This is a genomic window from Amycolatopsis sp. NPDC114478 (assembly GCF_055633805.1).
Genome location: NZ_JBVKDO010000026.1, coordinates 81001 through 105148, shown reverse-complemented (window position 1 = coordinate 105148; position 24148 = coordinate 81001). Strand labels below are relative to the sequence as shown.

Here is a 24148-nt window from a genome sequence, read left to right as displayed (position 1 = left end):
GTTATCCCTTCGGGGTGGAGGAGAGCAGCTCGACGTTCCCGTCGAACTGCCAGAGCGGGTTGGGTTGGTCCCCTGCCGGGGTCCGCACCTGGAAGTAGCCGTTCACTTCCTTCGGTCCGTCGCCGTCGGCGACGTACCGCCCGTCCGAGGTGATGTCCAGCTGGTAGATCGCCGTGCCCGTCGCCGCGACGTCCGGCAGGTGCCAGGAGACGACGCACCTCCAGTCGTTGCCGGGGCCCTCCGGCTCGACCCGGCCGTCGCCCTTGGTGCACGCGGCCGTGGCGGCCAGCTGCTCCTCGGTGACGTCGGGCCGGGCGAGCTGCCCGGCCTGCAGCCGGTAGAGGTGGGCGAAGGCGGTGGCGACCGACCGCTGGACCTTGTCCAGGTCGATCCCGGACCCGGTGGCCGGCGTGGCCACCGCGACGACCCCCGCCGTCACGCCGAGCAGCGCGACCAGCGGCAGGACACCGAGGGTGAGCGCGCGGCGCCCCCCGCCGTCGTGGGCGGGGTTGGTGAAGTCGCGGCGCACGAAGAGCAGGTAGGCCAGCGCGGTCGCGGCGACGGCCCACGCGAGGCTGACGCCGACCGCGATCAGCAGCGGCCCGAGCTGGGCGGGGCCGGTGAACAGGCCGTTCCACGCGATGAAGGCGTAGCTGGGCAGGGCGAGCCGGACGGCGACCGGCAGCGGCAGCAGCTGGGCCGGCGCCAGCACGAGCGCGACGACGGCGGGCAGCAGCAGCCCCATCGGCGACCGGCCCCAGAGGACCGACCCGAGCAGCCCGATCGCGCCGAGGGCGAGCGTCGCGGCGAGCACGCAGACCCACGCGAGCAGGACCTGCACGGCGGCGTCGCCCGGGGCCAGCGAGTGGCCGTCGAGACCGACCAGCGGCCGGCTCCCGGCGGCGAGCACCCCGCCCACCGCGCTGGAAACGGCCATCCCGGCGACGAGCACGAGGATCACGGTCAGGCTGGCAAGCGCTTTCGCGACGAAGATCCGCCGCGGCGAGCGGACCGCGACCAGCAGGTGGCGCCAGGTGCCGAGCCGGTCTTCGGAGGCGAAGACGTCCCCGGCGACGACCGACGTCAGCAGCGGAAGGGCGTACGTGCCCGCGAACCCGAGCATCACCAGCGGTCCCGCCCAGCCGGTCGCGTTCATCCACCGGCCGAACAGCGTGTCGACGGGCAGCGAGCTCTGCTCGCTCACCACGGCGACGAACAGCGCGGGCGCGATCCAGCAGGCGAGCACCAGCAGGCGGATGCGCCAGGCGGCGAACAGCTTGACGAGCTCGAAGCGGTAGCCGCGGGTTACCGGCACGGGTTGGGCCGTCTCGCCTGCTTCGGTGAGGGTCGCGGTCATCGGCCGGCCTCCGGCTGTTCGGTGAGGGCGAGGAAGGCGGCTTCGAGCGGGGACACGACGGGGGCGAGCTCGCGCACCGCGATGCCCTCCTTCGCCAGCCGCAGCACCAGTTCGTCGAGCGCGGCGGTCTGCGCGCGCACCACGAAGACGTCGGCGCCGGGGTCGGCCAGCCGGATCCCGGGTGCGCCGGCGACGACCGCGCGGGCTTTGTCCGGGTCGGAGGTGCGCAGCCGGTGGTCGAGTTCGCCGCTCTCGGCGGAGAGCTTGCCGAGCGGACCGGTGAAGACGACGCGGCCGGTGGCGAGGATCGTGACTTCGGAGCACAGCGCCTCGAGGTCGTCCATCCGGTGGCTGGAGAGCACGACGGTGGTGCCCTTGGCGGCGAGCCGCTCGAGGACGCCGTGGACGTGCTTCTTGCCGGCCGGGTCGAGGCCGTTGGCCGGCTCGTCGAGCACCAGCAGGCGCGGCTCGGTGAGCAGGGCGGCGGCCAGGCCGAGGCGCTGGCGCATGCCGAGCGAGAAGCCGCGCACGCGGTCGTCGGCGACGTCGGTGAGCCCGACCTCGCCGAGGACGTCGTCGATCTTCGGCGTCTTCCGGTCGCGGCCGTGCAGGCCCATCAGCGCGGCGAGGTTCTGCCGGGCGGTGAGTGCCGGGTAGAGCCCGGGGCCGTCGACGAACCCGGCGACCCCGCCGAGGTTCCTGCCGACCGGCGCGCCGAGGATCTCCAGGGTGCCCTCGTCGGCGACGGCCAGGCTGAGCAGCAGGCCGAGCAGCGTGGTCTTGCCGGCCCCGTTCGGGCCGACGAGCCCGTGGATGTGGCCGGGAGCGACGTCGAAGTCGACGCCGTCGAGCGCGACGACGTCACCGAAGCACTTGCTGATCCCGCGCGCTCTCACTGCCAGGGGTGCGTCCATGAGTTCCTTGCTCTCGCTTGCGGCTCGATCAAGAAACTTAGGCACCGCAAATTACGGCGGCGGGCGAGCAGGGTGAACGCCGTCCGAACGACAGCCGACCGACGTTCGCCGGGGTGGTGAAATGTCCGGGTTAAGGAGGTTCCTTACGGCGAGTTAACCGCCCGCTTGCCTGTCCACAGTGGATCAACTCGGCTGGCCGTGCCGGTCGTGCCCCGCGGCGCGGCTGGAGTGGTCCGTGAACCGAGGAAGGTGGCGCGGCGGGTTCCGGAGCCGCCGCGCCACCAGGTCTCAGCCCGGCGCGACGGCCCGGCCGGTCTGCGGCGAGATCATGCCCGCGCACAGCCCGCGGCTCGCCAGGGTCTGCGCGATCCGCGGGATGGCGGACAGGGTGTTGGCGGGCCATTCGTGCATGAGGATGACCTGGCCGTTGCCGAGGCGGGCGTTGGCCTGCACGATCGCGTCGACGCTCGCGCCGTTCCAGTCCTGCGAGTCGACGTCCCAGATGATCTGCCGCAAGCCGTACTTGGCTTCGACCGCCTGCAGCGTGGAGTTGGTTTCCCCGTAGGGCGGCCGGAACAGCTTCGGCGTCCCACCCCCGGCGGCCGAGATCGCTTGCTGGGTGCGGGAAACCTCCGAGTCCATTTGGGACTGACTCTGCTGCGTGAGGTGCGGGTGGGTGTAGCTGTGGTTCCCGACCCACATCCCGGCACTGACTTCGGCCCGCACCTGAGCGGGATAGGCGGCGGCGTACTGCCCTTCGTTGAACATGGTGGCGCGCAAGCCGTTCTGCCGCAGGGCGTTGAGCAGCCCGGGGGTGTGCGCGTTCGAGGGCCCGTCATCGAAGGTGAGTCCGACATAGCCGTTGCAGGCGGCGGCGTGCGCGGGTCCGGCGCCGACCGCGCCGGTGATCGCGAGGGCAGCTGCAAGGATCAACGTGCGCATCGGTCAGCCCACCGAGATGTTCGAGTTGCCGCTGCTCTGGTAGCCCTCGGTGGCGAGGATCATGTAGTAGTTGAAGCTGCCCATGCGCATGCCGTAGCGGGCCCAGGCGTCGAAGTGGTTCCCGGTGGTGATGGTCCCACCGGTCTTCTTCTGCTGCCGCACGGACCAGTACTGGTTGAAGGTCTTGGTCCCTTCGACGGAAGGCGCGTTGTACCGGGTGGTCTGGTAGATGTCGTAGGTGCCGCCGTCGCTGGTGACGGTGCCCTTGTAGGTGCCGGTGGGCCGGTAGCTGCCCCAGTTGTCGACGATGTAGTACTCGACGAGCGGGTTCGACGTCCAGCCGTAGAGGGAGAGGTAGCCGTTCCCGGAGGGGTTGAAGCTGCCGGAGTAGTTCACGGTCCGCCGGCTGCCGTTGCTCCACCCTTTGCCGGCGACGAAGTTGTTGGCGTTGCTCCAGTTGGTCCGGTAGTTCCCGCCGGACCCGAGCGTCATGGAGACCGAGCCACCGCCGGCGGTCCAGAACGAGTAGTAGTACCCGTTGTTGTTCCCGGTCTGGTTGGTGGTGATCGTGGTATCGGCCCGTGCCACCCCGGGCACCAAGGCGGCGACCAGCGCAAGGGCGGCCCCACCGGCGAAAACCCTGAAGCGGTTCTTGGTGAGCATGCTTCCTCCTCATCGAGGCCTGGCGATGGGGAAAGCATGTGATCAGGAGCGGCGGTGGGACAATGACTTTCGGAAAGTTTCGCCAGTACGGCAGGGGTTTCCCGATTCAGGCGAACCGCAGGCGGCGGGACAGATCGCGCCGCCGCTGAACGAGGCGGATCCACGCGACGCCACCGCTCGCGATGCCGACGGGATGGTAGGCGTCGGCGCAGCTGCGCTCGCTGTGCCGGATCACTTCGTCGAAGAGCCAGTCGGAGGCGATCACGGCGAGCAGGGCGGTGGTTCCCGCGAGCGAGCGCTTCAGTTCGGGAGCATCGAGCAACTGCTGGGCGTGAAGGATCGAAGAGCCGGTGACGCCGTAGTCGTCGTAGGAAACTTCCCCAGCGTGCAGCGCGAGCCGGAGCCGGATCCGTTCGGACGACGGGTGCGCGCCGTTGTGCGCCGCCAGTTCGTCGGCGAGCGGGCCGAGGAGCAGGTCGGCGAAGAGGACCTTGGAGATGCGAGCGGGGGCAAGCACGAGCACACCATCTCCGAGATCGGCGTGACGGCAGGCAGCCCACGGGATCGCCGCGGCGACGAAGGCGCGCTCGAGGGCCCGGTACATGCCCCGCCGGACGCGGACCTTGTTCGGGTTGGTCCGGCTCCGCAAGCCGAAGCCTTCGACATCGACGACGACGATAGTGCAGTGCGCGGTGTTCAGGCCGACGCCGCCCCGACGGCCGGCTTCGTCCGGCCCGGCCTCCGGTAAGGGAGCGACACCGATGATCCCGGAGCCGCCACCAGGCCCGGGCGGGTCCCATCCCCATGCCCGCCCGCCAAGCCGGGCCGCAGGCGGCCTCGTCGAATCCGGCTCCGGCATGTCGATCCCCTTGACCGCGACCCCGTCATCGCCCGATCGAGAGCGCGTCGCCGGACTCGCCACAGTGTATCGATGGTTATCCTCAAGGTTAGGCAAACTGGATACTTCACCACTACAGCTTCGGTCAGACTGTTCGGTTACCGTAACCAAGAGCGTCTTCTCGCAACTGCGTCAGCACGTGCAAAGGAGCCCGACGTTGTCAGCGCCTTCGTCGCCGGTCGTCGCTTCCTGGGAGCTCGCCCTGCGCCTGAAGCGGCGGCGCGAGCAGCTGGGCATCGAGGTCAGGACGATCACCGAGGCGCTCGGCTTCAGCCGCAACTACTGGTCGGCCGTGGAGAACGAGCGAAAGATCCTCTCGCTGGAAAGCCTGACACGGCTCATCGATCTGTTCGAATTCGACAGCGAAGAGCAGCAGGAGCTGCTGACACTGCGCGCCGCAGCCAAGGAGCGCGGCTGGTGGACACGCTATTCCGCGCTGTTCGACAATGAGATCCAGCGGCTCTACGGCCTGGAACAGGGCGCACGTGGCCTGCGGGACTACGAGAACCTGCTCATTCCCGGCTTGCTGCAGACCGCCGACTACACGCGGGCGCTCATCCTGCCCGACGTGACCATGCGGGCGGTCGAGGTCAACCAGCGCGTCGAGGCCAGGCAGCGGCGGCAGCAGCGGCTCACCGACCCCGACGACCCGTTTCGGTTCACCGCCGTCATCAGCGAAGCCGCGCTGCGGCAGCAGATCGGTGGCCCGAAGGTGCTCCGCGACCAACTCGCACACCTCGCCACCATGATCGAACAGTACCCGGAAAAGCTCGACCTTCGCGTGATCCCCTTCACGGCGACCGCATGCGGGCTCTTCGGCGGGGCGACCGTCGTCGTCATCGACTTCGACAACTCGCAGCTGCCGACGTTGGCCTGGCAGGAAACCGTCTCGTCGTGGGGAATAATCGAAGATCCCACAGAGGTGCGAAACATCACCATGACGTTCGAGGATGCTTACCGGCGAGCCCTCGGCCGAAAAGAAACATTCGAGATGGTCCGCCATCACACCAAGTACATGGAGTGAAGTGAACGACAATCCAATCGCCACCCCCGATCGCAACGGGTGGTTCAAGAGCAGCTATTCCAGTGCCGGCGGAAGCTGTGTCGAAACCCGTTTCACGCGTGGACGCACTCAGGTGCGCGACAGCAAGGACCGGCGACGCGATTCGCCGACCATCGAGGTTCCACCATCGGCGTGGACGTTTTTTCTATGCCTGATCACGCCGGAGGACGCCTGAGGTCGGACAGTTGAGGATGGGGGTGCAGCCGGAGCCCCCATCCCGGCGCACAATGTGCCACCACCGCGTATCAGAGTAAGGAAAGTTTCACCAAGACTCGACAACGGAAAGACCCGCTCAGCCGTCGCAAACAGTCACATCTTGCGACGGCACGCCTTGCCGCGCCCTGAGCAGGATAATCATACACCCCGGATAATCGTCAATCCAAGGAGAAAACCGATGACAGAGAAGCCGCTAGCCAACCACCAAGAATGGTTCCGAAGCTCGCACTCCGGCCATTTCGAGAGCTGCGTGGAGGTGCGATTCGAGCCCGGGAGCGTGCTGGTGCGCGACAGCGAGGACCCACGTCATGATTCACCGTCCCTTGAATTTTCCGTGCCCGCTTGGAAAGCTTTTCTCGGCCTTATCTCCCATGAGCCTGAACATGAAGGTTGAAATAAGTGAAGCATGAGCGCTGAGCGGGCTCCGCTCGCCATCAGGAGGTGGAGCCGGCCACAGTCGGTCCCACCTCCTCAGCCCAGCGCAAGATCGCCCGAGCGGTCGTAGCGCTCCCCCGGCAGCCGGATCCATCCCCACGCCGCGGTTTCCTTCTCCTGTACGAATACCGGCCGATACCACTCGGGTCGACTCACCGGACTGTGCCGGATGATCTCCTCGTAGAACCACCCCGAAGCGATCACCGCGAGATCCCCAGCCGCATTCGCCAGGGCGTCCCGCACCACGCTCGAGTGCAACAGCCGGAACGTGTGCACGATCGCCGCTCCCGTCCTCCCGTATGGGTCGTAGCTGACCTCGCCGGCGTGCAACGCCACCCGCAGGCGGATCCTCTCCGGCAACCGGTGCACCCGGTTGTGCTCGGCCAGCAGCGCAGTCAGCGCCACCGGGACCAGCTCGCTGAACACCGCCTTCGGGTAATCCGCAGGCACCAGCAAGAGAACCCCGTCAACGAGGTCGGAGTGGTAGCAGTCGAGCCAGGACACGCCGCTACCCACCAACGCTCCTTGCACCACGTCGTACAGCGCCGCCCGCAGCGTCAACCGGTGCATGTTCGTCCGCCCCGCGGACGCGAACCCGTCGATCTCGACCACGAAGATCGTGTGGTGCACCGGATCGGCCACCGGCTCCGCGAGCACAGGCGGCGCGCCCCACAGCCACCGCCACGCTTCCGTCCACGACATGACGTGATCGTGAACCGCGGCGGTTGACACATCGGTTACCAACCGCTGGACAAATTCTTGACAGCCCCTTGACCTGCACTGAAACCCGCTCGTCGCCGGGTTACCGTCGGGACAGGAAGTCCCTGCCGACCAACCACAAGGTGCGATGCAGTTCCGGATCCTGGGGCACGTCGAACTCCTGCTCGGCGACCGGGAGGTCGCGCTCGGGCGGGCCAAGGAACGGTCGCTTCTGGGCGTGCTGATGCTCAACCACGGGAAAGTCGTCGCCGTCCGGACCGTTACCGAAGCCCTCTGGGACGACCCTCCCGATCACGCCCGGAAAGATCTCCACGCCTACGTCAGCCGGCTGCGGGCTTCCCTGCGCGACGCCGGGGTTTCCGCGAAGATCGTCACCCAGCGGACCGGCTACCAGTTCCTGCCCGAGGACGACGATCTCGATTACGCGCGCTTCAAAACGCTGTTCAAGAACGGCGAAAGAGCAAGGGAAGCCGGCCGCTTCGACGACGCGGCCGCTGCCCTCAAAGAAGCCATGAACCTCTGGCGCGGGCCCGTCGTCGAAGATCTCGGGACCATCTGGATGGAGCAGAAACGGGAGGACATCGACCGCTACGAACGCGTCGCCGGCTACCAGGCGCTGTGCGCCGTCGAGCTCGAACGCCGGGACTACCGCGGGGTCCTGCGGATCCTCGACGAGGCCATGGTCGACCACGAGCTGGACACCCAGTACATCGCCCAGCGGATCACCGCCTTGAACGGGCTCGGGCACTACGAAGCCTTCGACGCGTACTGGAAACAGGTGTACGACCGGTTCGCGCGGTCGTTCGGGACCGGCCCCGGCCAGGACCTGCAGGACCTGCACCAGCAGCTGCTGCAGTCCCGCGACTCGCCCGCGCCCGCCGACCGGCACCGGACCCAGGCGGCCCTGCGCGCCCTGCCGCCCGCGCAGCTGCCCTCGACCGTCAGCCAGTTCGTCGACCGCGCCGACGACGTCGACCGGCTGGACGACCTGTACGTGCGCTCGCGGGTCGGTGGCCCGCCCGCGACCCTCATCGTCGCGCTCACCGGGCCGGCCGGGGTCGGCAAGACCGAGCTCGGCCTGCACTGGGCGCACGCCGTCCGCGAGCGGTTTCCGCACGGGCAGCTGCACGCCGACCTCGGCGGCTACGGCACCGGACCGCCCCGGGATCCCGCCGACGTGCTCGCCGAGTTCCTCGACGCGCTCGGCGTCGCGGCGGCCGCGATCCCCGCGAGCCCGAGCGCGCGGGTCCGGATGCTGCGGACCCTGCTCGACGACCACCGCGTGCTGGTCTTCCTCGACAACGCCCGGGATTCCAGCCAGGTCGTGCCGCTGCTGCCGGGGAGCGCGCACTCCGTGGTCGTCGTGACCAGCCGGCACCGGCTCAGCGACCTCGTGACCCACCACGGCGCTTTCCGGCTGGAGGTGCGGCCGTTCTCCGAAGCCGAGATCGCCCGGCTGCTCGGCGGCCTGTTGCGCGACACGGACGCCGAGCCGCCCGACCCGGCGGCGGTGCGGGCGCTGACCGGCGGGGCCCCGCAGGCCGTCCGCACCCTCGCCGAACTCCTGCCCGGCACCGGCGGCCTGCCGAGCCCGGCCGAGCTCCTGCTGGCCGGCGAACTGGCGTCGGGCACGATCCTGACGTCGGTGCTGTGGTCGTACCACGCCCTCGACGCGCCGGCGGCGCGGCTCTTCCGTTCGCTCGCGCCGCACGTCTCGCCCAGCCTCGCGCCGGAAGCGGTCTTCGCCCTGGACGGGACCGACGAGGAGTCGACCCGCGGCGCGCTGACCAGGCTCGGGTCGCTGTACCTGATCGACCGGGACGACGGCCGCTACCGGATGGACGCCCTCACCCGCGAGGCCGGCGAACGGCTGGCGCGGGCCCACGATTCGCGCGAAGACCGCCGTGAGACCGAGGCGCGGCTCCTCGACTGGTACATCGCCCGGGTCACCGACGCCGCCGAGGTCCTGGCGCCGGCCCTGCGGCGCACCGCCGAGCTGCCGCACGCCGGTCTGCCGGATTTCGAGGCCGCGGAAGCGTTCCTGGCCGCGGAAGAGACGAGCCTGTGCGCCGCGATCCGCCGCGCGGCGGGCGGCAACCTGCCGCGGGCGGTGACGTTGCTCCGGCTGCTCCGGCCCCACCTCGCCTTCGACGGCACCGGGTGCGATTGGCGCGAAGCCGTCGAGACGGTGCTGCTCGCCGCGCGGGACGTCCAGGACCGCGACGCCGAAGGCCAGGCGCTGGCGACGCTGGCGCGGATCCACGACGACCCGGACAAGATCGCCGAATCCCTGGAGATCGCGAACTTGCTCTTCGGCAACACCCGCAACAGCCGGGACCGGTCGGAAGTCCTCCTCCTGCTCGCGCGCCACGCGGAGGAGGCCGGGGAGCGGGACCGCGCCGAGTCCTGCCTGCGGGAGGCCCTCGACATCCAGCACAGCCTGAACGAACCCGCCCAGTGCGCCGCCGCGCACGGCGAACTCGGCACTCACCTGCGCCGTCGAGGCAAGCTCGAAGAAGCGGAAACCCATCTGTCGCAGGCGAAAACGCTCTACGCCGAACTGGGCGACCACCGGCGTCACGCCGCGATGGCGCTGGAGCTCGGCCTGCTGAGCCGCCGCGCCGGCCGGAGCACGGAGGCCCTCCGGCAGCTGACCGAAGCCGTCGAGCTGCACGAGCGCTACCCGGCCGGCCACGAGCAGACGCTCGCCGCGCTGGTCGAGCTGAGCGAGGCCGCTTGCGACGCCGAAGAACACGGCGACGTCCTGCTGTTCGCCCGGAAGGCCCTCGGCGTGTCCCGTTCGGATCACGTTCCGGTGGTCCGCGCGCTGGTGGCGCTGGTGCGGTCGCTGGCCGCGACCGGCAGGCAGGTCGAGGCGTGGAACGAGTCCCGCCAGACGATCGCACTCGTCGCCGACGTCGACGACCCGGTCCGCGGGCACGTCCGTGAGCAGCTCACCAAGCTGGGGTTGTGGCCGCTCAGCCCATGAGCCGGTCGTGAGTGAGAAACAGTGTTCTAACCCTGTTTCTCACTCACGACCAGCTGCAGCAGGGGTTACTCCCGCAACCCGATCGCGTCGATCGGCCTGGCCCGCAGCGCCACGAACGTCGACAGCCCCATCGCCAAGAACCCGAGTACCGCCGCGCCGCCAACAATTCCGAAGTAGACACTCAACGGCCCCGACGGCAGCGGACTCCCCCGCAGCCCCACATTGAGCAACGCCAACGGCACCAAAGCGACCACAGTCCCCACCACCACCGCGATCCCCACCGTCACCAAAGCCTCGAGGCGCATCATGTGCGTCACCTGGCGACGGGTCGTCCCCACCAGCCGGAGCAACGCGAACTCCCGCGACCGCTGGGCCGTCGTCAAGACCAACGTGTTGGCCACCGAAATCGCCAGGTACCCGACGATCACCCCCGCCGCCACCAGGTTCAGGTAGAACTGAGCCTGCCCGTCGCCACCCGAAGGGGTCGACAAAGCCGTAGCCACCGTCAAGCCCGGGTACGGCAGCGAACGCAACGCCGCGGCCACCGACGCGGGGTCCGCGTCAGGCGAACGCCGGACCAGCACCGAATCGTCCAATCGCCCGCCATTGTGCTGACGCGCCAACGAAACCGGCAAGACGAAGTCACCGAAAGCCTTGTCGTGCGTATAAGTCGCCACCAGACGAAGCTTCGCCGGGACGCCGTCGCCGTAGTAGAACGTGATCTCGTCGCCGAGCTTCTTGCCCTGCCAGTCGGCCTCCGATCGGCTCAACGCCACCGTGTCGCCCGTCAAATCCGCGAGCCGCCCGGAGTCGACGCCCAGTTCCAACACCGCTTGAGAAGAACCAAGCCCTTGCGCCGGCGTGCGCTGGACCTCCGTGCTGTCGCCGACCGTCGACACCGTCAGCACCGACGTGCGGACCACCGGCGTCGCCGTCGCCACGCCCGGCAACCGAGCGGCCGCCGCGGCGACCTCCGGCGAGACCCCCGCCGGGCCGCTCAGCACGTAGTCGGCGGTGGTCGACGCCTCGGTCTCCGAAGCGGCGGCCGCCGTCGCGGACGTCGGGCCGTAGAACATCGCCAGCGCGAACGCGATCGCCAGCATCAACGGTGTCGCCGCCGCGGCCAGGCGCCGCGTGCCCGCCGAAGCGTTCGCCCCGGCCAGGTACCCGCTGATCCGCCACAGCCGTGCCAGCAGCGGGCTCAGGAACCGCACCGCCAGCCCGGTCACCTGCGGCCCCACCACAGCCAGCCCGATGACGATGACCAGCGTCGACATCGACGACACCGCCGTCGCGACGTCGCCGCGCAGGAACAGCGGCACCAGCGCGCCCGCGAACCCGGCCAGCACCAGGCTCCAGCCGGTGATCGCCCGCCCGCGGCCGAGCTGACGACGTTCGACCGCCGCCTCGCCGAGCGCCTCGACCGGCCGGATCGACGACGGCCGCCGCGAGGCCGCCCACGCCGCCAGCCGGGCCGCGCCCAGCCCCAGCAGCACCGCGGCCAGCGACGGCAGCGGGCTGATCGCCAGGGCGAAGTCGGCCGGGATCACGCCGATCGCGGCGAACGCGTCGCGCAGCCCGGACGCGACCGCCAGGCCCAGCGCGCCGCCGAGGACGCCGGCGACGAGCGCGACGATCGTCGTCTCCAGGCCGATGAGCTTGCGGATCTGGCGCGGTGTCGCCGCGACCGCGCGCAGCAGCGCGAACTCCCGGCGCCGCTGGTTGATCGTCAACGCGAGCGTGCTGGCCACCACGAACACCGCCACGAGCAGGGCGAACCCGCCGAACGAGCCGGCGATGGCGAGCAGCAGCGTCCGCGTCTGGCTGACGTCGAGGAACTCGATCGTGCTGCGCTCGACGCCGGTGGTGACCTCGGCGTCCCCGGCGACGGCGCCGATCCGCTGGGCGAGCGTCTCCGGGGCCACGCCGGGTTCGGCCAGGACGCCGATCGCGTGGGCCTGACCGGGGCGAGCGGCCAGTTCCGCGGCCCGGGCCGGTGTGAAGAACAGCGCCGACTGCCGCGACAGCGCGTCCACGATCCCGCTCACGCGGAACTCGACCGGCACGGACCGGGTCATGATCCGCACCTGCCCATCGACGCCGACGCCCGCCCGCCGCGCCAGGTCGGCGTCGAGCACGACCTCGTCCGGCGCCCCGGGCGCCCGGCCCGCGCTCAGCCGGAACGGCGCCAGCACGGCCGCGTCCCAGTTGTGGCCCAGCGACTGCGGGCCGCCGAGGACCTCCCCGGAGGCCGTGACGACCTGCGCCGGGAAGCTCTGTTCGGCCACCGCCGAACGCACGCCGGGCACCGAAGCGATCCGCCCGGCCAGTTCCGAAGGCACCGACGGCTGCTCGCCGACCTGCTCGAACGTCAGCGCGTCGGCGCCCGGCGGGTGCACGGTCTGGGCGCCGCCGACGACGACGGCCGCGGCGGCGTAGCGCTGGGTGGGGACGCCGGCGCGCAGGCCGGACTCCATGAGGACCCCGCAGCCCGCGACCAGCGCGGTGCCGCAGAGGATCGCGACGAAGGCGCCGATGAACCCGCCGAGCCTGGTGCGGATGGTCTGCCACGCGAGGGTCAGCACGGTCACCACTCCCCGAGGTGCGTCATGCGCTCCGCCACCCGCTCGGGGGTGGGGTGCGGGAGGTGCCCGGCCAGCTTGCCGTCGGCCAGGAAGAGCACGCCGTGCGCGGCCGACGCCGCGACCGGGTCGTGGGTCACCATCAGGACGGTCTGCCCCATCCCGTCGACGACGGCGCGGAGCAGGTCGAGCACCTGCCGCGCGGTGCGGGTGTCGAGCGCGCCGGTCGGCTCGTCGGCCAGCACGACGTCGGGCCGGGCGATGAGCGCCCGCGCGATCGCGACGCGCTGCTGCTGCCCGCCGGACAGCTCCGCCGGGCGGTGCTCCAGCCGCTTGGCCATGCCGACGCCTTCGACGATCTCGCGCAGCCACTGCGGGTCGGGCTTGGCGCCGGCCAGCCGCATCGGCAGCGTGATGTTCTGCAGCACGTTCAGCGACGGCAGCAGGTTGTAGGCCTGGAACACGAACCCGACGCGGGTGCGCCGCAGCCGCGTCAGCTCGTTCTCCTTCAGCCGCCCGATCTCGGTGCCGCCGAGCATCACCTTCCCCGACGTCGGCCGATCCAGGCCGGCCGCGCAGTGCAGGAAGGTGCTCTTGCCCGAGCCCGACGGGCCCATCACCGCGGTGAACGTCCCCCGCGGCACGTTCGCCGTCACGCCGTCGAGCGCGGTGACGGCGCCGTCGCCGGAGCCGTACACCTTCCGCACCCCGGCCAGTTCCAGCGCGTTCCCTGTGGTCATTTTCCGGTCCCCTTCGTGGTCTACCGGGAAAACTAGGTCCGCGACCAGCGGCGATCGATCCCGTGGAGAGGTGGATCGGGGGTAGCGCCAGCACCACCACGGCGGTGGGGTGGGACACTGTCGGCGTGACGACCCGCCTGCGCGAGTGCTGGTCGGCGGCTCGTTACCTCGTGGTCGGCGCCGGCACGTCGCTGCTGTCGATCCTGGCCCTCGCCGGGCTCTTCGCCGTCCTGCTGCTGTGCCCGTTCGGCGTCGGCATCCCGTCGCTGGCCCCCGCGATCAAGCTGGCGCGGTGGCCGGTCCGGGTCGACCGGCGTCGCGCCGCGCGCCGGCTCGGCGAGGCCATCCCCGAGCCCTACCGCGACGGCTCCCCGCTGAAGGACCCGGCGACCCGCCGCGACCTCGCGTGGCTCGCGATCCACGCGGCGACCGGCCTGGTGCTGGGCAGCCTGGCGATCGGCCTGCCGCTCGGCGCGGTCCAGCAGGTCGTCACGGTCCTGATCTGGCCGGTGGTGCCCGGCGGGATCGAGGGCTCGCTCGGCATCATGGTGAATTCGTGGCCGAGCGCGGGGCTGGACTTCTTGGTCGCCGCAGGAATGGCCGCGGCGACGCTCCTGCTGCCGCGGGCCGCGCGCTGGCAGGCCCGCACCGCGCAAAAGCTGCTGCGGCCGGCCCCGGGCGTCGTGCTGGCCGACCGGGTCGCCGAACTGACCGCGACGCGGGCGGCCGCGCTGGAGGCGCACGGCGCCGAGCTGCGCCGCATCGAGCGTGACCTGCACGACGGCACCCAGGCGCGGATCGCCGCGGTCGTCCTGCAGCTCGGCATCGCCGGCCAGCTCTACGACCGCGACCCCACCACGGCGCGGGACCTGCTGGTCAAGGCCCAGGACACCGCGACCGACGCGCTGGCCGAGCTGCGGACCGTCGTGCGCAGCATCTACCCGCCGCTGCTGAGCGAGCGCGGCCTCGCCGGGGCGGTGCGCGCGCTCGCCGAACACTGCCCGGTGCCGACGGCCGTCACCGTCGAATACGAGACCGGCCGCCCGGCCGCAGTCGAGGCCGCCGCGTACTTCGTCGTCGCCGAGATGCTCGCGAACGTCACCAAGCACGCCGAAGCGTCCACTGTGGACATCACACTCGGCGGCACGGCTTCCCTGCTGACCCTGGAGATCCGGGACGACGGCCGCGGCGGCGCCGACGAGCGGCGCGGCAGCGGGCTCGCCGGGATCCGGCGCCGGGCCGAAGCCTTCGACGGAACCCTCACCCTGACCAGCCCACCCGGTGGGCCGACCGTGCTGCGAGTGGAGCTGCCATGCGGGTCGTGATCGCCGAGGACGACGCCTTGCTGCGCGAAGGGCTCGCGCTGCTGCTGAAGACGGCCGGCATCGAAGTCGCCGCCACGTTCGACAACGCCGAGGGCTTCCTCGAGTTCGTCGAAGGCGACCGGCCGGACGCCGTCGTGATGGACGTCCGGATGCCGCCGACCCACCGCGACGAGGGCCTGCGCGCGGCCGTGCGCGCCCGCGAGATCCACCCCGGGCTGCCGGTGCTGGTGCTGTCGGCGCACGTCGAGACGAGCTACGCGGTCGAGCTGCTCGCCGACGGCGTCGGCGCGGTCGGCTACCTGCTCAAGGAGCGCGTCGGCAAGGTCGAACGGTTCCTGGACGCGCTCGAGCGGGTCGCGAAGGGCGGCACGGCCATGGACCCGGAGGTCATCGGCCAGCTGATGTCCCGCCGTCGCGCGAAGGACCCGCTCGAAGCGTTGACGGCGCGGGAGCGCGAGGTGCTGGCGCTGATGGCCGAGGGCTACAACAACGGCACGATCGCCGAGCTGCTCGTCGTCAGCGACGGCGCGGTGCTCAAGCACATCCGCAACATCTTCGCGAAGCTCGGCCTGCCGTCCGACGAAGGCGGCGGGCACCGCCGGGTGCTGGCGGTGCTCGCCTACCTCGGCCGGGACGCGGGGTAGCGCTGGCGCTACCCCGGATCCGGGTGCCGACGGGATCGTTGGCTGAGCAGCGCGTTCGTAGTGTTCGTGGCATGACGAACAACACCGTTTCCACCCGTACCGCGACCGCGCTGTGGCCGGTCCTCATCGTCAGCGCCGCCGTCAACGCGGGCGGCCCCCTGCTGGGGCTGGGTCTGGTGCCCCGGATGATCGCCGGCGGCATCGCGATCGCCGCCATCGCCGGCCTGGTCGCCCACTACGTCCGGCGCCGGAGGGCGTGAACCGCCGGCGCCGCCGCGACCCAGAACGGTTTCGCCAGCCCTGCGAGAACCGGGCCCGCCGTCGCGCCGACGTTGAGCGCCGCGGTCGCGTAGGAGCCCGCCATGGTCGGGGCGCCGGTGGTGAGGGCCGGCGCGACCCAGCCGCCGAGCAGGAGAACACCGGGCAGGCGGCGGAGTTCCCGCAGTTCGCCGCGCAGGTCGGCGGGGGTGTCCTCGACGCGGGACGCGCCGGCCAAGGCGGGCAGGCACAGCGCGGCGACGCCCCAGAAGGCCGAGCGCCAGCCGAAGGCGGCGTCGAGCAGCGCCCCACCGGGAATCCCGGCGACGCAGGCGAGGGTGGTGCCCCCGAACAGCACGGCGAGCGCGCGTCCGGTCTTCTCCGGCGGCACGAGCCCGGCGGCCGCGGTCAAGGCGACGGCGAGAAACCCGGAGTTGGCGAGCGCGGCGACCACCCGCGTCCCGAGCAGGACGCCGAAGGACGACGTCAGGCCCCCGACGACGTGCGCGGCGAGGAAGGTTCGCAGCGCGGTCCGGCGCCGCCAGCGCCGGGCGACGGCGGCCATGAACGGCGCCCCGGCGACCATCCCGGCGGCGAAGGCGGGCGACCGGTTTCCCCGACCGCCCGTCACCCCGCCCGGAAGCTCGCCCGGTAGGCCTGCGGACTCGTTCCCACCACCCGCTTGAACCGCTCCCGGAACGCGCCCGGCGAGCCGAACCCCACCAGCCCGGCGATGCGGTCCACCGGCTCGCCCGTCGACTCGAGCAGGTGCTGCGCCCGCCGGACGCGCACCCTCAGCAGCCACTGCAGCGGTGTCGTTCCCGTCTGCTCGCGGAACCTGCGGTTCAACGTGCGCGTGCTCATCCCCACCTGGGCCGCCACCCCCGAGAGCGTCAGCTCCGACGCGCAGTTCTCCTCCAGCCACGCCAGCACCGGCTCCAGCTCCGACCCGCGGGGCGTCGGCGGCGGGTCGTGCGCGATGAACTGGGACTGGCCGCCCTCGCGCTCCAGCGGCATCACCGACAGGCGGGCCGCCGAAGCCGCCACCGCCGAGCCGTGGTCGCGGCGGATCAGGTGCAAGCACAGGTCCAGGCCCGCCGCCGCGCCCGCCGAGCTCAGGATCTGCCCGTTGTCCACGTACAGCACGTCGGGATCCACCTCGACCGCCGGGAACGACCGCGCCAGCTCGGGCGCCGCCGCCCAGTGGGTCGTCGCGCGCAGGCCGTCCAGCAACCCCGTCTCGGCCAGCACGAACGCCCCCGAGCAGATCGACGCGATCCGCGCTCCCCGCGCGGCCGCCGAGCGCAACGCCGAGATCACCGAAGCCGGCAGCGGCGGGTTCGCGGAACGACCCGGCACGATGATCGTCTCGGCGTCAGCCAGCCCCGACAGGTCCCACGGCGGCCGCAACGTGAACATCCCCGCGTCCAGCTCGCGCGCGGGACCGCAGATCCGGACCTCATACGCCGGCCGGCCGCGCAGGAGCGTCCGCGAGAAGACCTCGATGGGTGTCGCCAGATCGAACGGGACGACCTGGTCGAGCGCGAGGACCGCCACGATGTGCATGCCCCCACGATAGATCGTCCACTATGGACGGAGGCTGCGCAGCATCAGGTTCGCGAAGTGCTCGCCCACCTGCTCCCCCGACAGCTCGCCGTCGGCGTGGTACCACATGCCGAGCCGGTGGATGGCACCGAAGTGGTAGTTGATCACCAGGTCGGCGGGCACGTCGGCGCGGAACACCCCCGCCCGCTGCCCCTCGGCGACCAGGTCCCGCACGCGCTCGTGGTAGGTGCGCCGCTCGGCCCGCACCTGGACCTGCTTGGACTTCTCCAGCAGCGGGAACGACTGGAAGAACACCGTCGCCGCGTCGAGGTCGGCGATGCTCGTCACGACGACGTCGGCGACGATCGCGTGCAGCCGCTCCGGCAGCGGCAGGTCCGACTCGGCGATCGTCACCATCCGGCGCGTCTGCATCCGCAGCATCGCCGTGTAGATCTCGAAGAGCAGGTCGTCCTTGGACTCGAAGTAGTGGTACAGCCCGCCCTTGGTGACGCCGGCCTCTTCGACGATCTCGCGGACCGTCGTGGCCTCGAAGCCCTTCTCGGCGAACAGGCGCACCGCCGCCCGCACGACCTTCTCCCGCACGTTCATGTCGCCACCCTATGTGAGCGGGCGGGCCGGCTCGCGCGGCGCCGCGAGCCGGCCCGGTCCTCACTTGCCCAGCAGGTTCACCTGCTCCGGAGTGGCGCGTTCACCGGTGTACGGCGTGATCGCCCCGGTGCCCCGGTCGGTGACCGACGGTGGCTGGATCACCGTCGTCGTGGTGTCCGGGTTGATCTTGAACACGTACGCGCCGGTGTAGCCGGCGTGCGAGTCCTTCGAGAACCCGAACGGCGTCAGCCCCGGCCCCTTCAGGGCGCCCGAGGTCATGGCGTCGACGATCTTCTGCCGCGTCGGGTCGGGCCCGGCGGCCTTCAGCGCCTGCGCGAACGTGTAGGCCTGCACCATCCCGTAGAACAGCGTGTTGGTGAGCGGCTCCTTCGGGATGTACTTGTCGTGGATGCCCTTGAAGTAGGCGACCCACGGGTCGGACGTCTGCGCGACGTCGGGCAGGTAGCCGGTGCCGATCAGCCCGTTCAGCAGCTGCGCGCTCGACACGCTGGCGCCGCCGCGCTTGGCGAAGTCCTGCAGCAGCCCGGACAGCGTCGCCGGGTCCGCGCCGATGCTGCTGACGACGAACTGCGGTTTGTACCCGATCTTCGCGGCGGCCAGGATCGACAGCGCGGTGAACGCCGGGATGCACTCGCAGACGACGACCTCGGCGCCCGCGGCCTTCAGCGCCGACAGCTGCGGCGTGACGTCGGTGTTGGCGCTGTCGTAGCCCTGCCGGACGACGGTCTGGTCCTTGACGAACTGGTCGAGCCCGGCCTGGGTGTCGCGGCCGACGTCGTCGTTCTGCGTGAAGTAGCCGATCTTCTTGCCCGCGAAGGTGTCCTTGATGTACTTGCCCTGGATCTTGCCCTCGCGCGTGTAGTCGACCTGGTACCCGAAGGTCATCGGCGCCTTCTGCGGGTTGTCCCACGCGAGCGCGCCCGACGACACCAGCAGGTCCGGCACGCCTTCGGTGTTGAGGTAGTCGACGACCTTCGAGTGCGTCGGGGTCCCGAGGCCGCCGACGATCGCGAACACCTTGTCCTGCAGCACGAGCTTCTTGACGACCTCGACGGTCTTCGTCGGGTTGTACCCGTCGTCTTCGACCTTGTAGTCGATCTTGCGGCCGTTGATCCCGCCGCCGTCGTTGATCGCCTGGTACACCGCGCGGGCGCCGACGGAGATCTTGCTGTACCCGGGCGCGGCCGGGCCGGTGAGCGGCTGGTGCGTGCCGATGGTGACGGTGTCCTTCGTGACGCCGACCGCCGAGTCCGCGGCCTGCTGACCACCGCCGTTGCTCTCGCCCGCGCCGCCGCACGCGCTGAGCGCGAGCGCCAACACCGCGATTCCCGCGACGGTTCTAGTGGTTCTCATGGTTCTCCTTCTTTTCGGCGGGTCGACGGAGAAGTCCGCGCAGCTTCTGGAAACCACCCTGGATACCGCGGGGGAAAGCGAGCACGACGACGATGAGGATCACGCCGTACACCGCCAGCGGGAGGTTGTTGGCCACGTCGGTGTTCAGGTGCAGGACGTCGGCGAGGTCCTCGGACCAGGCCTGGAAGTAGACGAGCGCGACCGCGCCCCACAGCGCGCCCCACAAGGACCCGAGCCCGCCCAGCACGACCGCGGCCAGCAGGCTCAGCGACAGCGCGGGCGTGAACGACCCCGGCGCGGCGGTGCCGAGCAGGAACGCCTGCAGGCCACCGGCGAGGCCGCCGCACACGGCGCTGATGAGGAACGCGAGGATCTTCGTGCGCCCGACGGCGATCCCGCTCAGCGACGCGGCGACCTCGTCGTCGCGGACCGCGCGGAAGTTCCGGCCGAGCTTGCCGCGCACGACGTTCACCACGAGCACCAGCGCGATGAGCACGCTGAGCCAGACGATCCAGGTCTGCCAGCGCAGCTCCGGGACCGCCACGCCGGACGGTCTGCTGTGGACGGTGAAGCTGAGTCCGTTGCTGCCGCCGAGGAAGTCCTGGAACCGGCGGGTCAGCGCGGGCAGTCCGACGGCCAGCGCGAGCGTCGCCCCGGCGAGGTACGGGCCGCGCAGCCGGGCCGCCGCGGCCCCGGCCAGCAGCCCGGCGAGCCCGCCGGCGGCCGAGGCGAGCAGCAGGTCGGCCCACAGCGGGAACGACGGCACGTGCTTCACCAGCAGGGCGACCGTGTACGCGCCGATGAACATGAACGCGCCGTGGCCCAGCGAGACCTGCCCGGTGAGACCGGTCAGCAGGGTCAGCCCGGCCACCGCGATCAGGTAGTAGCCGATGGTCGCGATCCGCAGGTTGGTGAACTCGTCGGTGACCAGGGTCAGCGCGACGACGGCGGCGAACGCGGCCAGCGCGGCGAGGCTGTGGCGCAGCAGCGGCGGCAGCGTCCGCTTCTTCGTGGAGGTCTCCACCCGGGTTTCCGGAAGACTCGTGCGCACCGTCATACCCGCCTCACCTTCGCCCGGCCGAACAACCCGCTGGGCCGCACGATCAGCACGACGACGAGGATCGCCAGCGCCGCGATCGTCACCATCTCCGGTCCCAGGTAGCCGGACACGTAGGACAGTCCGACGCCGAGCACGAACCCGCCGGCGATGGTGCCCAAGGGGTTGTCGAGCCCGCCGAGCACGGCCGCGGTGAGGGCGTAGACGAAGACGCCGTCCAGGACGTTCGGGAAGAGGAACGGCGGGGTGGCGAGCAGCCCGGCCAGCGAGCCGACCGCCGCGGCCAGCCCCCAGCCGACGGTGAGCATCAGCCCGACCCGCACGCCGAGCGTGCGGGCGACGTCCGGGGCGAACGCGGCCGCCCGCATCCGCAGGCCCAGCGGGGTGTACTTGAACACCACCAGCACGAGCGCGGCGATGGCGAGCACCACCAGCACCACGAACAGGTCGTTGGCGGAGAACCGGCCGCGGAAGTCGAAGGCGTACGGGAACGCCAGCGGTTCGTTGGACCAGATCATGCCCGCGATCGCTTGCAGCACCAGCAAAAGCCCGAGCGTGACGATGATCGAGCTCAGCTCGGAGCGGTGCCGCAGCGGCCGGATCAGCAGCCGTTCGGTGGCGACGCCCAGCACGGTCCCGGCCACGATCGCCACGGCGAACCCGAGCCAGTAGCTGCCCGTCGCCTTCGTCACCGAGTACGCGAGGTACGTCGAAATCAGGGCGAGGGCGGGCTGCGCGAAGTTCACCACCCGGGTGGCCCGGTAGATGATGACCAGCGCGAGCCCGAGCGCCGCGTAGACCGCGCCGGCGGAGATCCCGCCGAGGGTCAGGTCGAGGAATTCCTGCATACCGGACCGTTCTCTCCCTGGTGGTTGCTCAGAAACCGAGGTAGGCGTGGCGGAGGCCGTCGTCGGCCAGCAGCTCGGCCGCGGTGTCGACGGCGACGACCCGGCCCAGCGCCAGGACGTACCCGCGGTCGGCGATGGACAGCGCGGAGTGCGCGTTCTGCTCGACGAGCACGACGGTGAGCCCGGTCGAGGCGCGCAGGTCACGCAGAATCCCCATGATCCGGGCGGTGATCAGCGGCGCGAGGCCGAGCGACGGTTCGTCGAGCAGCAGCAGCTCGGGCCGGCTCATCAGCGCGCGGCCGATGGCCAGCATCTGCCGCTCGCCGCCGGACAGCGTCGACGCGGGTTTCGCCGAACGTTCCTCCAGCGGCGGGAAGAGCTCGTAGACCTCCTTGCGGGCGGCCGCGCGGTCGGCGCGGTCCCGCCGCCACAGCGCACCCAGCCGGAGGTTCTCGTCGACGGTCAGCTCGGTGATGACCCCGCCGCCCTCGGGCACGTGCGCGACCCCGCCGCGCGCGATGCGGTCGGGGGCGAGCCCGGTCAGTTCCTTGCCGTCCCACGCGATCCGACCGCCGTGCGCGGGCTGCAGGCCGCTGATCGTGCGCAGCAGCGTCGTCTTGCCGGCGCCGTTCGCGCCGAGCACGGCGGTGATCCCGCCGCGCTCGACCTCGATGCCGACGCCGTCGAGCGCGCGGACGGCGCCGTAGGCCACGGACAGCTCGTCGATCTCAAGCACTCGGGGCCTCCTCGGCGGGGTCACCGAGGTAGGCCTCGGCCACGCGGGGGTCGGCCTGGATCTCGGCCGGCGTGCCCGCCGCGATCACCTCGCCGAAGTTGAGCACCACGACCCGGTCGCACACCTGCATCACGAGGTCCATGTGGTGCTCGACGAGCACGACTGCCATGTGCTGCCGCAGCGACCGGATCAGCGTCGACAGCTCGGCGAGCTCGGCCGACGACAGCCCGCTCGCGGGTTCGTCGAGCAGCAGCAGGTCGGGCTCGGCCACCAGCGCCCGGGCGAGGGCGACGCGTTTTCGCACGCCGTAGGGCAGTACCCCCGGCAACCGGTCGGCGAGGTCGGCGATCCCGAGTTCGCCGAGCGTGGCGCGGGCCCGCGCGGCCAGCTCGGATTCGTCGCGCGCCGACCGGCCGGCGCCGACGAGCGCGGGGAGGACGCCGGTGCGGGCGTGCCGGCCCGCGCCGGCCATCACGTTCTCGAGCACGGTCAGCCCGGCGAACAGGCCGAGGCCCTGCAGGGTCCGGACGATCCCGAGGCCCGCCAGCTGTTCGGGGCGGTGCCGCACGAGGGGTTCCCCGCGCCAGACCACGCGGCCGGACTGCGGCCGGACGAACCCGCAGATGACGTTGAACAGCGTGGTCTTCCCGGCGCCGTTGGGCCCGATGACCCCGACGACCGTGCCGGCGTCGACGCTCAGCCGGACGTCGTGGAGCGCGGTGAGACCGCCGAACCCGACGGTGAGCCCGTCGACCACGAGCAGGTCCTCACCGAGAAGTGTCATCGTCGACTCTCCTGTCATGTCCCACTATGTGGACCAAGCCGTACCGCGCGGTCGGTATGAAGAGGGTGGGGTGCGACGCCGGTCGTGTCAAGGCGTGAGCGCGCACGAAAAAGGGCGGGTGCGCTCTTCAGCGCACCCGCCCCGGGTCGTGTCGTGCCGGGATCAGCCCGTGCTGGCCTGCGGGGTGATCATCGAGGAGGCGTCGAGCTTCGTCTGCACGACACCCAGCTGCTGCAGCAGGTCCGGCACGCGCTGGATGCGGCGGGCGTCCAGGGTGGACCCGAACGCCGGCATCACCATCAGGCTCGCGATGTCCTGGTCCACGTGGGCGTTGCGGACGACGAGCGGCTCGATCCGGCCCCGGTCGACGGCGGCGCGCGTCGCGTTGAGCATCGCGCGCTGGAACGCGAGCATCGTCTTCGGGTGGTCCTGGACCCACTTCCCGGTGGCGCCGAAGCCGGTGAGCGGGAAGGCCTGCGTGCTGCCGCTCGCGGCGTCGATGACGGGGAACGCCCCGGCCGTCTTGGCGGCCTGGGTGAGGAACGGCTCCGGCTGGTAGGCGGCATCGACGCGGCCCTGCGCCAGCGCGGCCCCCATCTCCGGCAGCGGCATCGGGACCCACTGCACCTTGTCGAACTCGACGCCGTGGTCGCGCATGACCGACCGGGTCAGCACGTCGGACGCGGCGTTCTTCGAGCTGATGGCGATCCGCTTGCCGTTGAGGTCCTTGACGGACTTCACCGGCGAGTTGGGCACGGTGACCAGCTCGTTGCTGCGCGGGCTGGCGGAGGTGGCGTCGCTGACCAGCTTCACGTCGGACCCGTTGTTCTTCGCCAGGAAGAACAGGGTGTAGGTCGAGAGCGCGAGGTCGTCCTGGCCGTTCGTCATGCGGGTGAGCGACTCCTGCCCGCTGGCGGCGGCGTCGGCCTGCACGTCGAGGCCCTCCGCCTTGAAGTAGCCGCCCTCCTGCGCCAGCCAGAACGTGGCGAGGTCGACGGTGGCGAAGACCGCGACCCGGATCGAAGCCTTTTCGACGGCACCGCCGCCGGTCGCGGTGCGCTGGCTGCACGCGCTCACCAGTGCGAGGACCAGCGCGAGCACGGCGAACCGGCGGGTCGAGGCGCGTTTGCGCATGCCACTCCTCGGAAAAGAAACACGGGGACCACGGATTCCGGCGTCAAAGCCGTTGATCGCCGGACTGTAGATGACGATTTCCCGGACCGCAAACACGTTGCCGAGAAATACCGCACCGATGATCACCATCGGAAACAAACCAACGAGAAACGCGCACACAGCGTGATCGTTGTCCGCCATCCGGCCCAGCCCACTGCGTCGGATGATCGTCAGCGGCGTTCCTCCCGGCCGAGTCATCCGAAAACGAATAACCCGCGCCGGCGCGAATAACGGAAATCGAATCCGTCGTAACGGACGGGTCCGCCACGGAGACTC

23 protein-coding genes and 1 pseudogene are annotated in these 24148 nt (G+C 71.0%); 7 read left to right on the top strand and 17 right to left on the bottom strand.

Features of this window, described 5'->3' with window-relative positions; genetic code table 11:
• Position 1: 1 nt before the first annotated feature.
• From ACZ7OH_RS44490 to ACZ7OH_RS44470, 5 genes are all read right to left on the bottom strand, one after another.
• Positions 2-1357, bottom strand: coding sequence for an ABC transporter permease (locus ACZ7OH_RS44490; protein ID WP_470286434.1), 1356 nt, complete (start codon positions 1355-1357; stop codon positions 2-4).
• Positions 1354-2271 carry an ABC transporter ATP-binding protein gene (locus tag ACZ7OH_RS44485; RefSeq protein WP_470286433.1) on the bottom strand — a complete coding sequence of 306 codons (918 nt, stop codon included), beginning with the start codon at positions 2269-2271 and terminating at the stop codon, positions 1354-1356. The genes ACZ7OH_RS44490 and ACZ7OH_RS44485 overlap by 4 nt, the downstream gene beginning before the upstream one ends.
• Positions 2272-2559: 288 nt before the next feature.
• Positions 2560-3213: a polysaccharide deacetylase family protein gene (locus tag ACZ7OH_RS44480; RefSeq protein WP_470286432.1), complete on the bottom strand. Its 654-nt coding sequence runs from the start codon at positions 3211-3213 to the stop codon at positions 2560-2562.
• Between the two features lie 3 nt (positions 3214-3216).
• Positions 3217-3876 carry a glycoside hydrolase family 11 protein gene (locus tag ACZ7OH_RS44475; protein ID WP_470286431.1) on the bottom strand — a complete coding sequence of 220 codons (660 nt, stop codon included), beginning with the start codon at positions 3874-3876 and terminating at the stop codon, positions 3217-3219.
• Positions 3877-3982: 106 nt separating this feature from the next.
• Complete coding sequence (locus ACZ7OH_RS44470; RefSeq protein WP_470286430.1) at positions 3983-4735, bottom strand: hypothetical protein; 753 nt, start codon at positions 4733-4735, stop codon at positions 3983-3985.
• 196 nt (positions 4736-4931) lie between these two features.
• Here ACZ7OH_RS44470 and ACZ7OH_RS44465 point away from each other — a divergent pair, with 196 nt between their 5' ends.
• The 3 genes from ACZ7OH_RS44465 (at position 4932) to ACZ7OH_RS44455 (ending at position 6447) form a co-directional block, all read left to right on the top strand.
• Positions 4932-5798 (top strand): helix-turn-helix domain-containing protein, encoded by an 867-nt coding sequence (locus ACZ7OH_RS44465; protein ID WP_470286429.1) that lies wholly within the window; start codon positions 4932-4934, stop codon positions 5796-5798.
• A 1-nt stretch (position 5799) separates the two neighbouring features.
• Entirely contained in the window at positions 5800-6012 is a 213-nt protein-coding gene (locus tag ACZ7OH_RS44460) for a DUF397 domain-containing protein (protein ID WP_470286428.1), read from the top strand.
• A gap of 219 nt (positions 6013-6231) precedes the next feature.
• Entirely contained in the window at positions 6232-6447 is a 216-nt protein-coding gene (locus ACZ7OH_RS44455; protein ID WP_470286427.1) for a DUF397 domain-containing protein, read from the top strand.
• Between the two features lie 77 nt (positions 6448-6524).
• On the opposite strand, the gene ACZ7OH_RS44450 is transcribed toward ACZ7OH_RS44455, so the two are convergent.
• Complete coding sequence (locus ACZ7OH_RS44450; RefSeq protein WP_470286426.1) at positions 6525-7130, bottom strand: hypothetical protein; 606 nt, start codon at positions 7128-7130, stop codon at positions 6525-6527.
• A 205-nt stretch (positions 7131-7335) separates the two neighbouring features.
• On the opposite strand from ACZ7OH_RS44450, the gene ACZ7OH_RS44445 reads away from it, so the two are divergent.
• Positions 7336-10197, top strand: a complete 2862-nt coding sequence (locus ACZ7OH_RS44445; protein WP_470286425.1) for an AfsR/SARP family transcriptional regulator — start codon at positions 7336-7338, stop codon at positions 10195-10197.
• 65 nt (positions 10198-10262) lie between these two features.
• Here ACZ7OH_RS44445 and ACZ7OH_RS44440 read toward each other — a convergent pair whose 3' ends face one another.
• A complete protein-coding gene (locus ACZ7OH_RS44440) occupies positions 10263-12791 on the bottom strand; it encodes an ABC transporter permease (protein ID WP_470286424.1) in 2529 nt (842 codons plus the stop codon).
• Entirely contained in the window at positions 12785-13519 is a 735-nt protein-coding gene (locus ACZ7OH_RS44435) for an ABC transporter ATP-binding protein (protein ID WP_470286423.1), read from the bottom strand. Before ACZ7OH_RS44435 ends, ACZ7OH_RS44440 begins: the two co-directional genes overlap by 7 nt.
• Positions 13520-13644: 125 nt before the next feature.
• On the opposite strand from ACZ7OH_RS44435, the gene ACZ7OH_RS44430 reads away from it, so the two are divergent.
• The 3 genes from ACZ7OH_RS44430 to ACZ7OH_RS44420 all read left to right on the top strand — a co-directional run bounded on the left by ACZ7OH_RS44430 (position 13645) and on the right by ACZ7OH_RS44420 (position 15748).
• On the top strand, positions 13645-14844 hold the full coding sequence (locus ACZ7OH_RS44430; RefSeq protein ID WP_470286422.1) for a sensor histidine kinase: 1200 nt from the start codon (positions 13645-13647) through the stop codon (positions 14842-14844).
• Complete coding sequence (locus ACZ7OH_RS44425) at positions 14832-15488, top strand: response regulator (RefSeq protein ID WP_372669369.1); 657 nt, start codon at positions 14832-14834, stop codon at positions 15486-15488. The genes ACZ7OH_RS44430 and ACZ7OH_RS44425 overlap by 13 nt, the downstream gene beginning before the upstream one ends.
• 71 nt (positions 15489-15559) lie before the next feature.
• Positions 15560-15748: a hypothetical protein gene (locus tag ACZ7OH_RS44420; RefSeq protein WP_470286421.1), complete on the top strand. Its 189-nt coding sequence runs from the start codon at positions 15560-15562 to the stop codon at positions 15746-15748.
• Here ACZ7OH_RS44420 and ACZ7OH_RS44415 read toward each other — a convergent pair.
• The 9 genes and pseudogenes from ACZ7OH_RS44415 to ACZ7OH_RS44375 form a co-directional block, all read right to left on the bottom strand.
• A pseudogene (locus tag ACZ7OH_RS44415) lies at positions 15724-16419 on the bottom strand (MFS transporter); the annotation flags it as partial. The gene ACZ7OH_RS44420 and the pseudogene ACZ7OH_RS44415 sit on opposite strands and share 25 nt — an antisense overlap.
• Positions 16374-17312 (bottom strand): GlxA family transcriptional regulator, encoded by a 939-nt coding sequence (locus ACZ7OH_RS44410; protein WP_470286420.1) that lies wholly within the window; start codon positions 17310-17312, stop codon positions 16374-16376. The gene ACZ7OH_RS44410 and the pseudogene ACZ7OH_RS44415, both read right to left, overlap by 46 nt.
• 21 nt (positions 17313-17333) lie before the next feature.
• On the bottom strand, positions 17334-17900 hold the full coding sequence (locus ACZ7OH_RS44405; RefSeq protein ID WP_400902431.1) for a TetR/AcrR family transcriptional regulator: 567 nt from the start codon (positions 17898-17900) through the stop codon (positions 17334-17336).
• Between the two features lie 60 nt (positions 17901-17960).
• Complete coding sequence (locus ACZ7OH_RS44400) at positions 17961-19274, bottom strand: ABC transporter substrate-binding protein (protein ID WP_470286419.1); 1314 nt, start codon at positions 19272-19274, stop codon at positions 17961-17963.
• On the bottom strand, positions 19261-20331 hold the full coding sequence (locus ACZ7OH_RS44395) for a branched-chain amino acid ABC transporter permease (protein ID WP_470286418.1): 1071 nt from the start codon (positions 20329-20331) through the stop codon (positions 19261-19263). Before ACZ7OH_RS44395 ends, ACZ7OH_RS44400 begins: the two co-directional genes overlap by 14 nt.
• The gene (locus ACZ7OH_RS44390) at positions 20328-21179 is read right to left on the bottom strand and encodes a branched-chain amino acid ABC transporter permease (RefSeq protein WP_470286417.1); all 852 of its coding nucleotides are present in this window, start codon (positions 21177-21179) and stop codon (positions 20328-20330) included. Before ACZ7OH_RS44390 ends, ACZ7OH_RS44395 begins: the two co-directional genes overlap by 4 nt.
• 28 nt (positions 21180-21207) lie before the next feature.
• Positions 21208-21915, bottom strand: a complete 708-nt coding sequence (locus ACZ7OH_RS44385; protein WP_470286416.1) for an ABC transporter ATP-binding protein — start codon at positions 21913-21915, stop codon at positions 21208-21210.
• Positions 21908-22699, bottom strand: coding sequence for an ABC transporter ATP-binding protein (locus tag ACZ7OH_RS44380; RefSeq protein ID WP_470286415.1), 792 nt, complete (start codon positions 22697-22699; stop codon positions 21908-21910). Before ACZ7OH_RS44380 ends, ACZ7OH_RS44385 begins: the two co-directional genes overlap by 8 nt.
• A gap of 162 nt (positions 22700-22861) precedes the next feature.
• Positions 22862-23833, bottom strand: a complete 972-nt coding sequence (locus tag ACZ7OH_RS44375) for an ABC transporter substrate-binding protein (RefSeq protein WP_400902415.1) — start codon at positions 23831-23833, stop codon at positions 22862-22864.
• Positions 23834-24148: the final 315 nt, after the last annotated feature.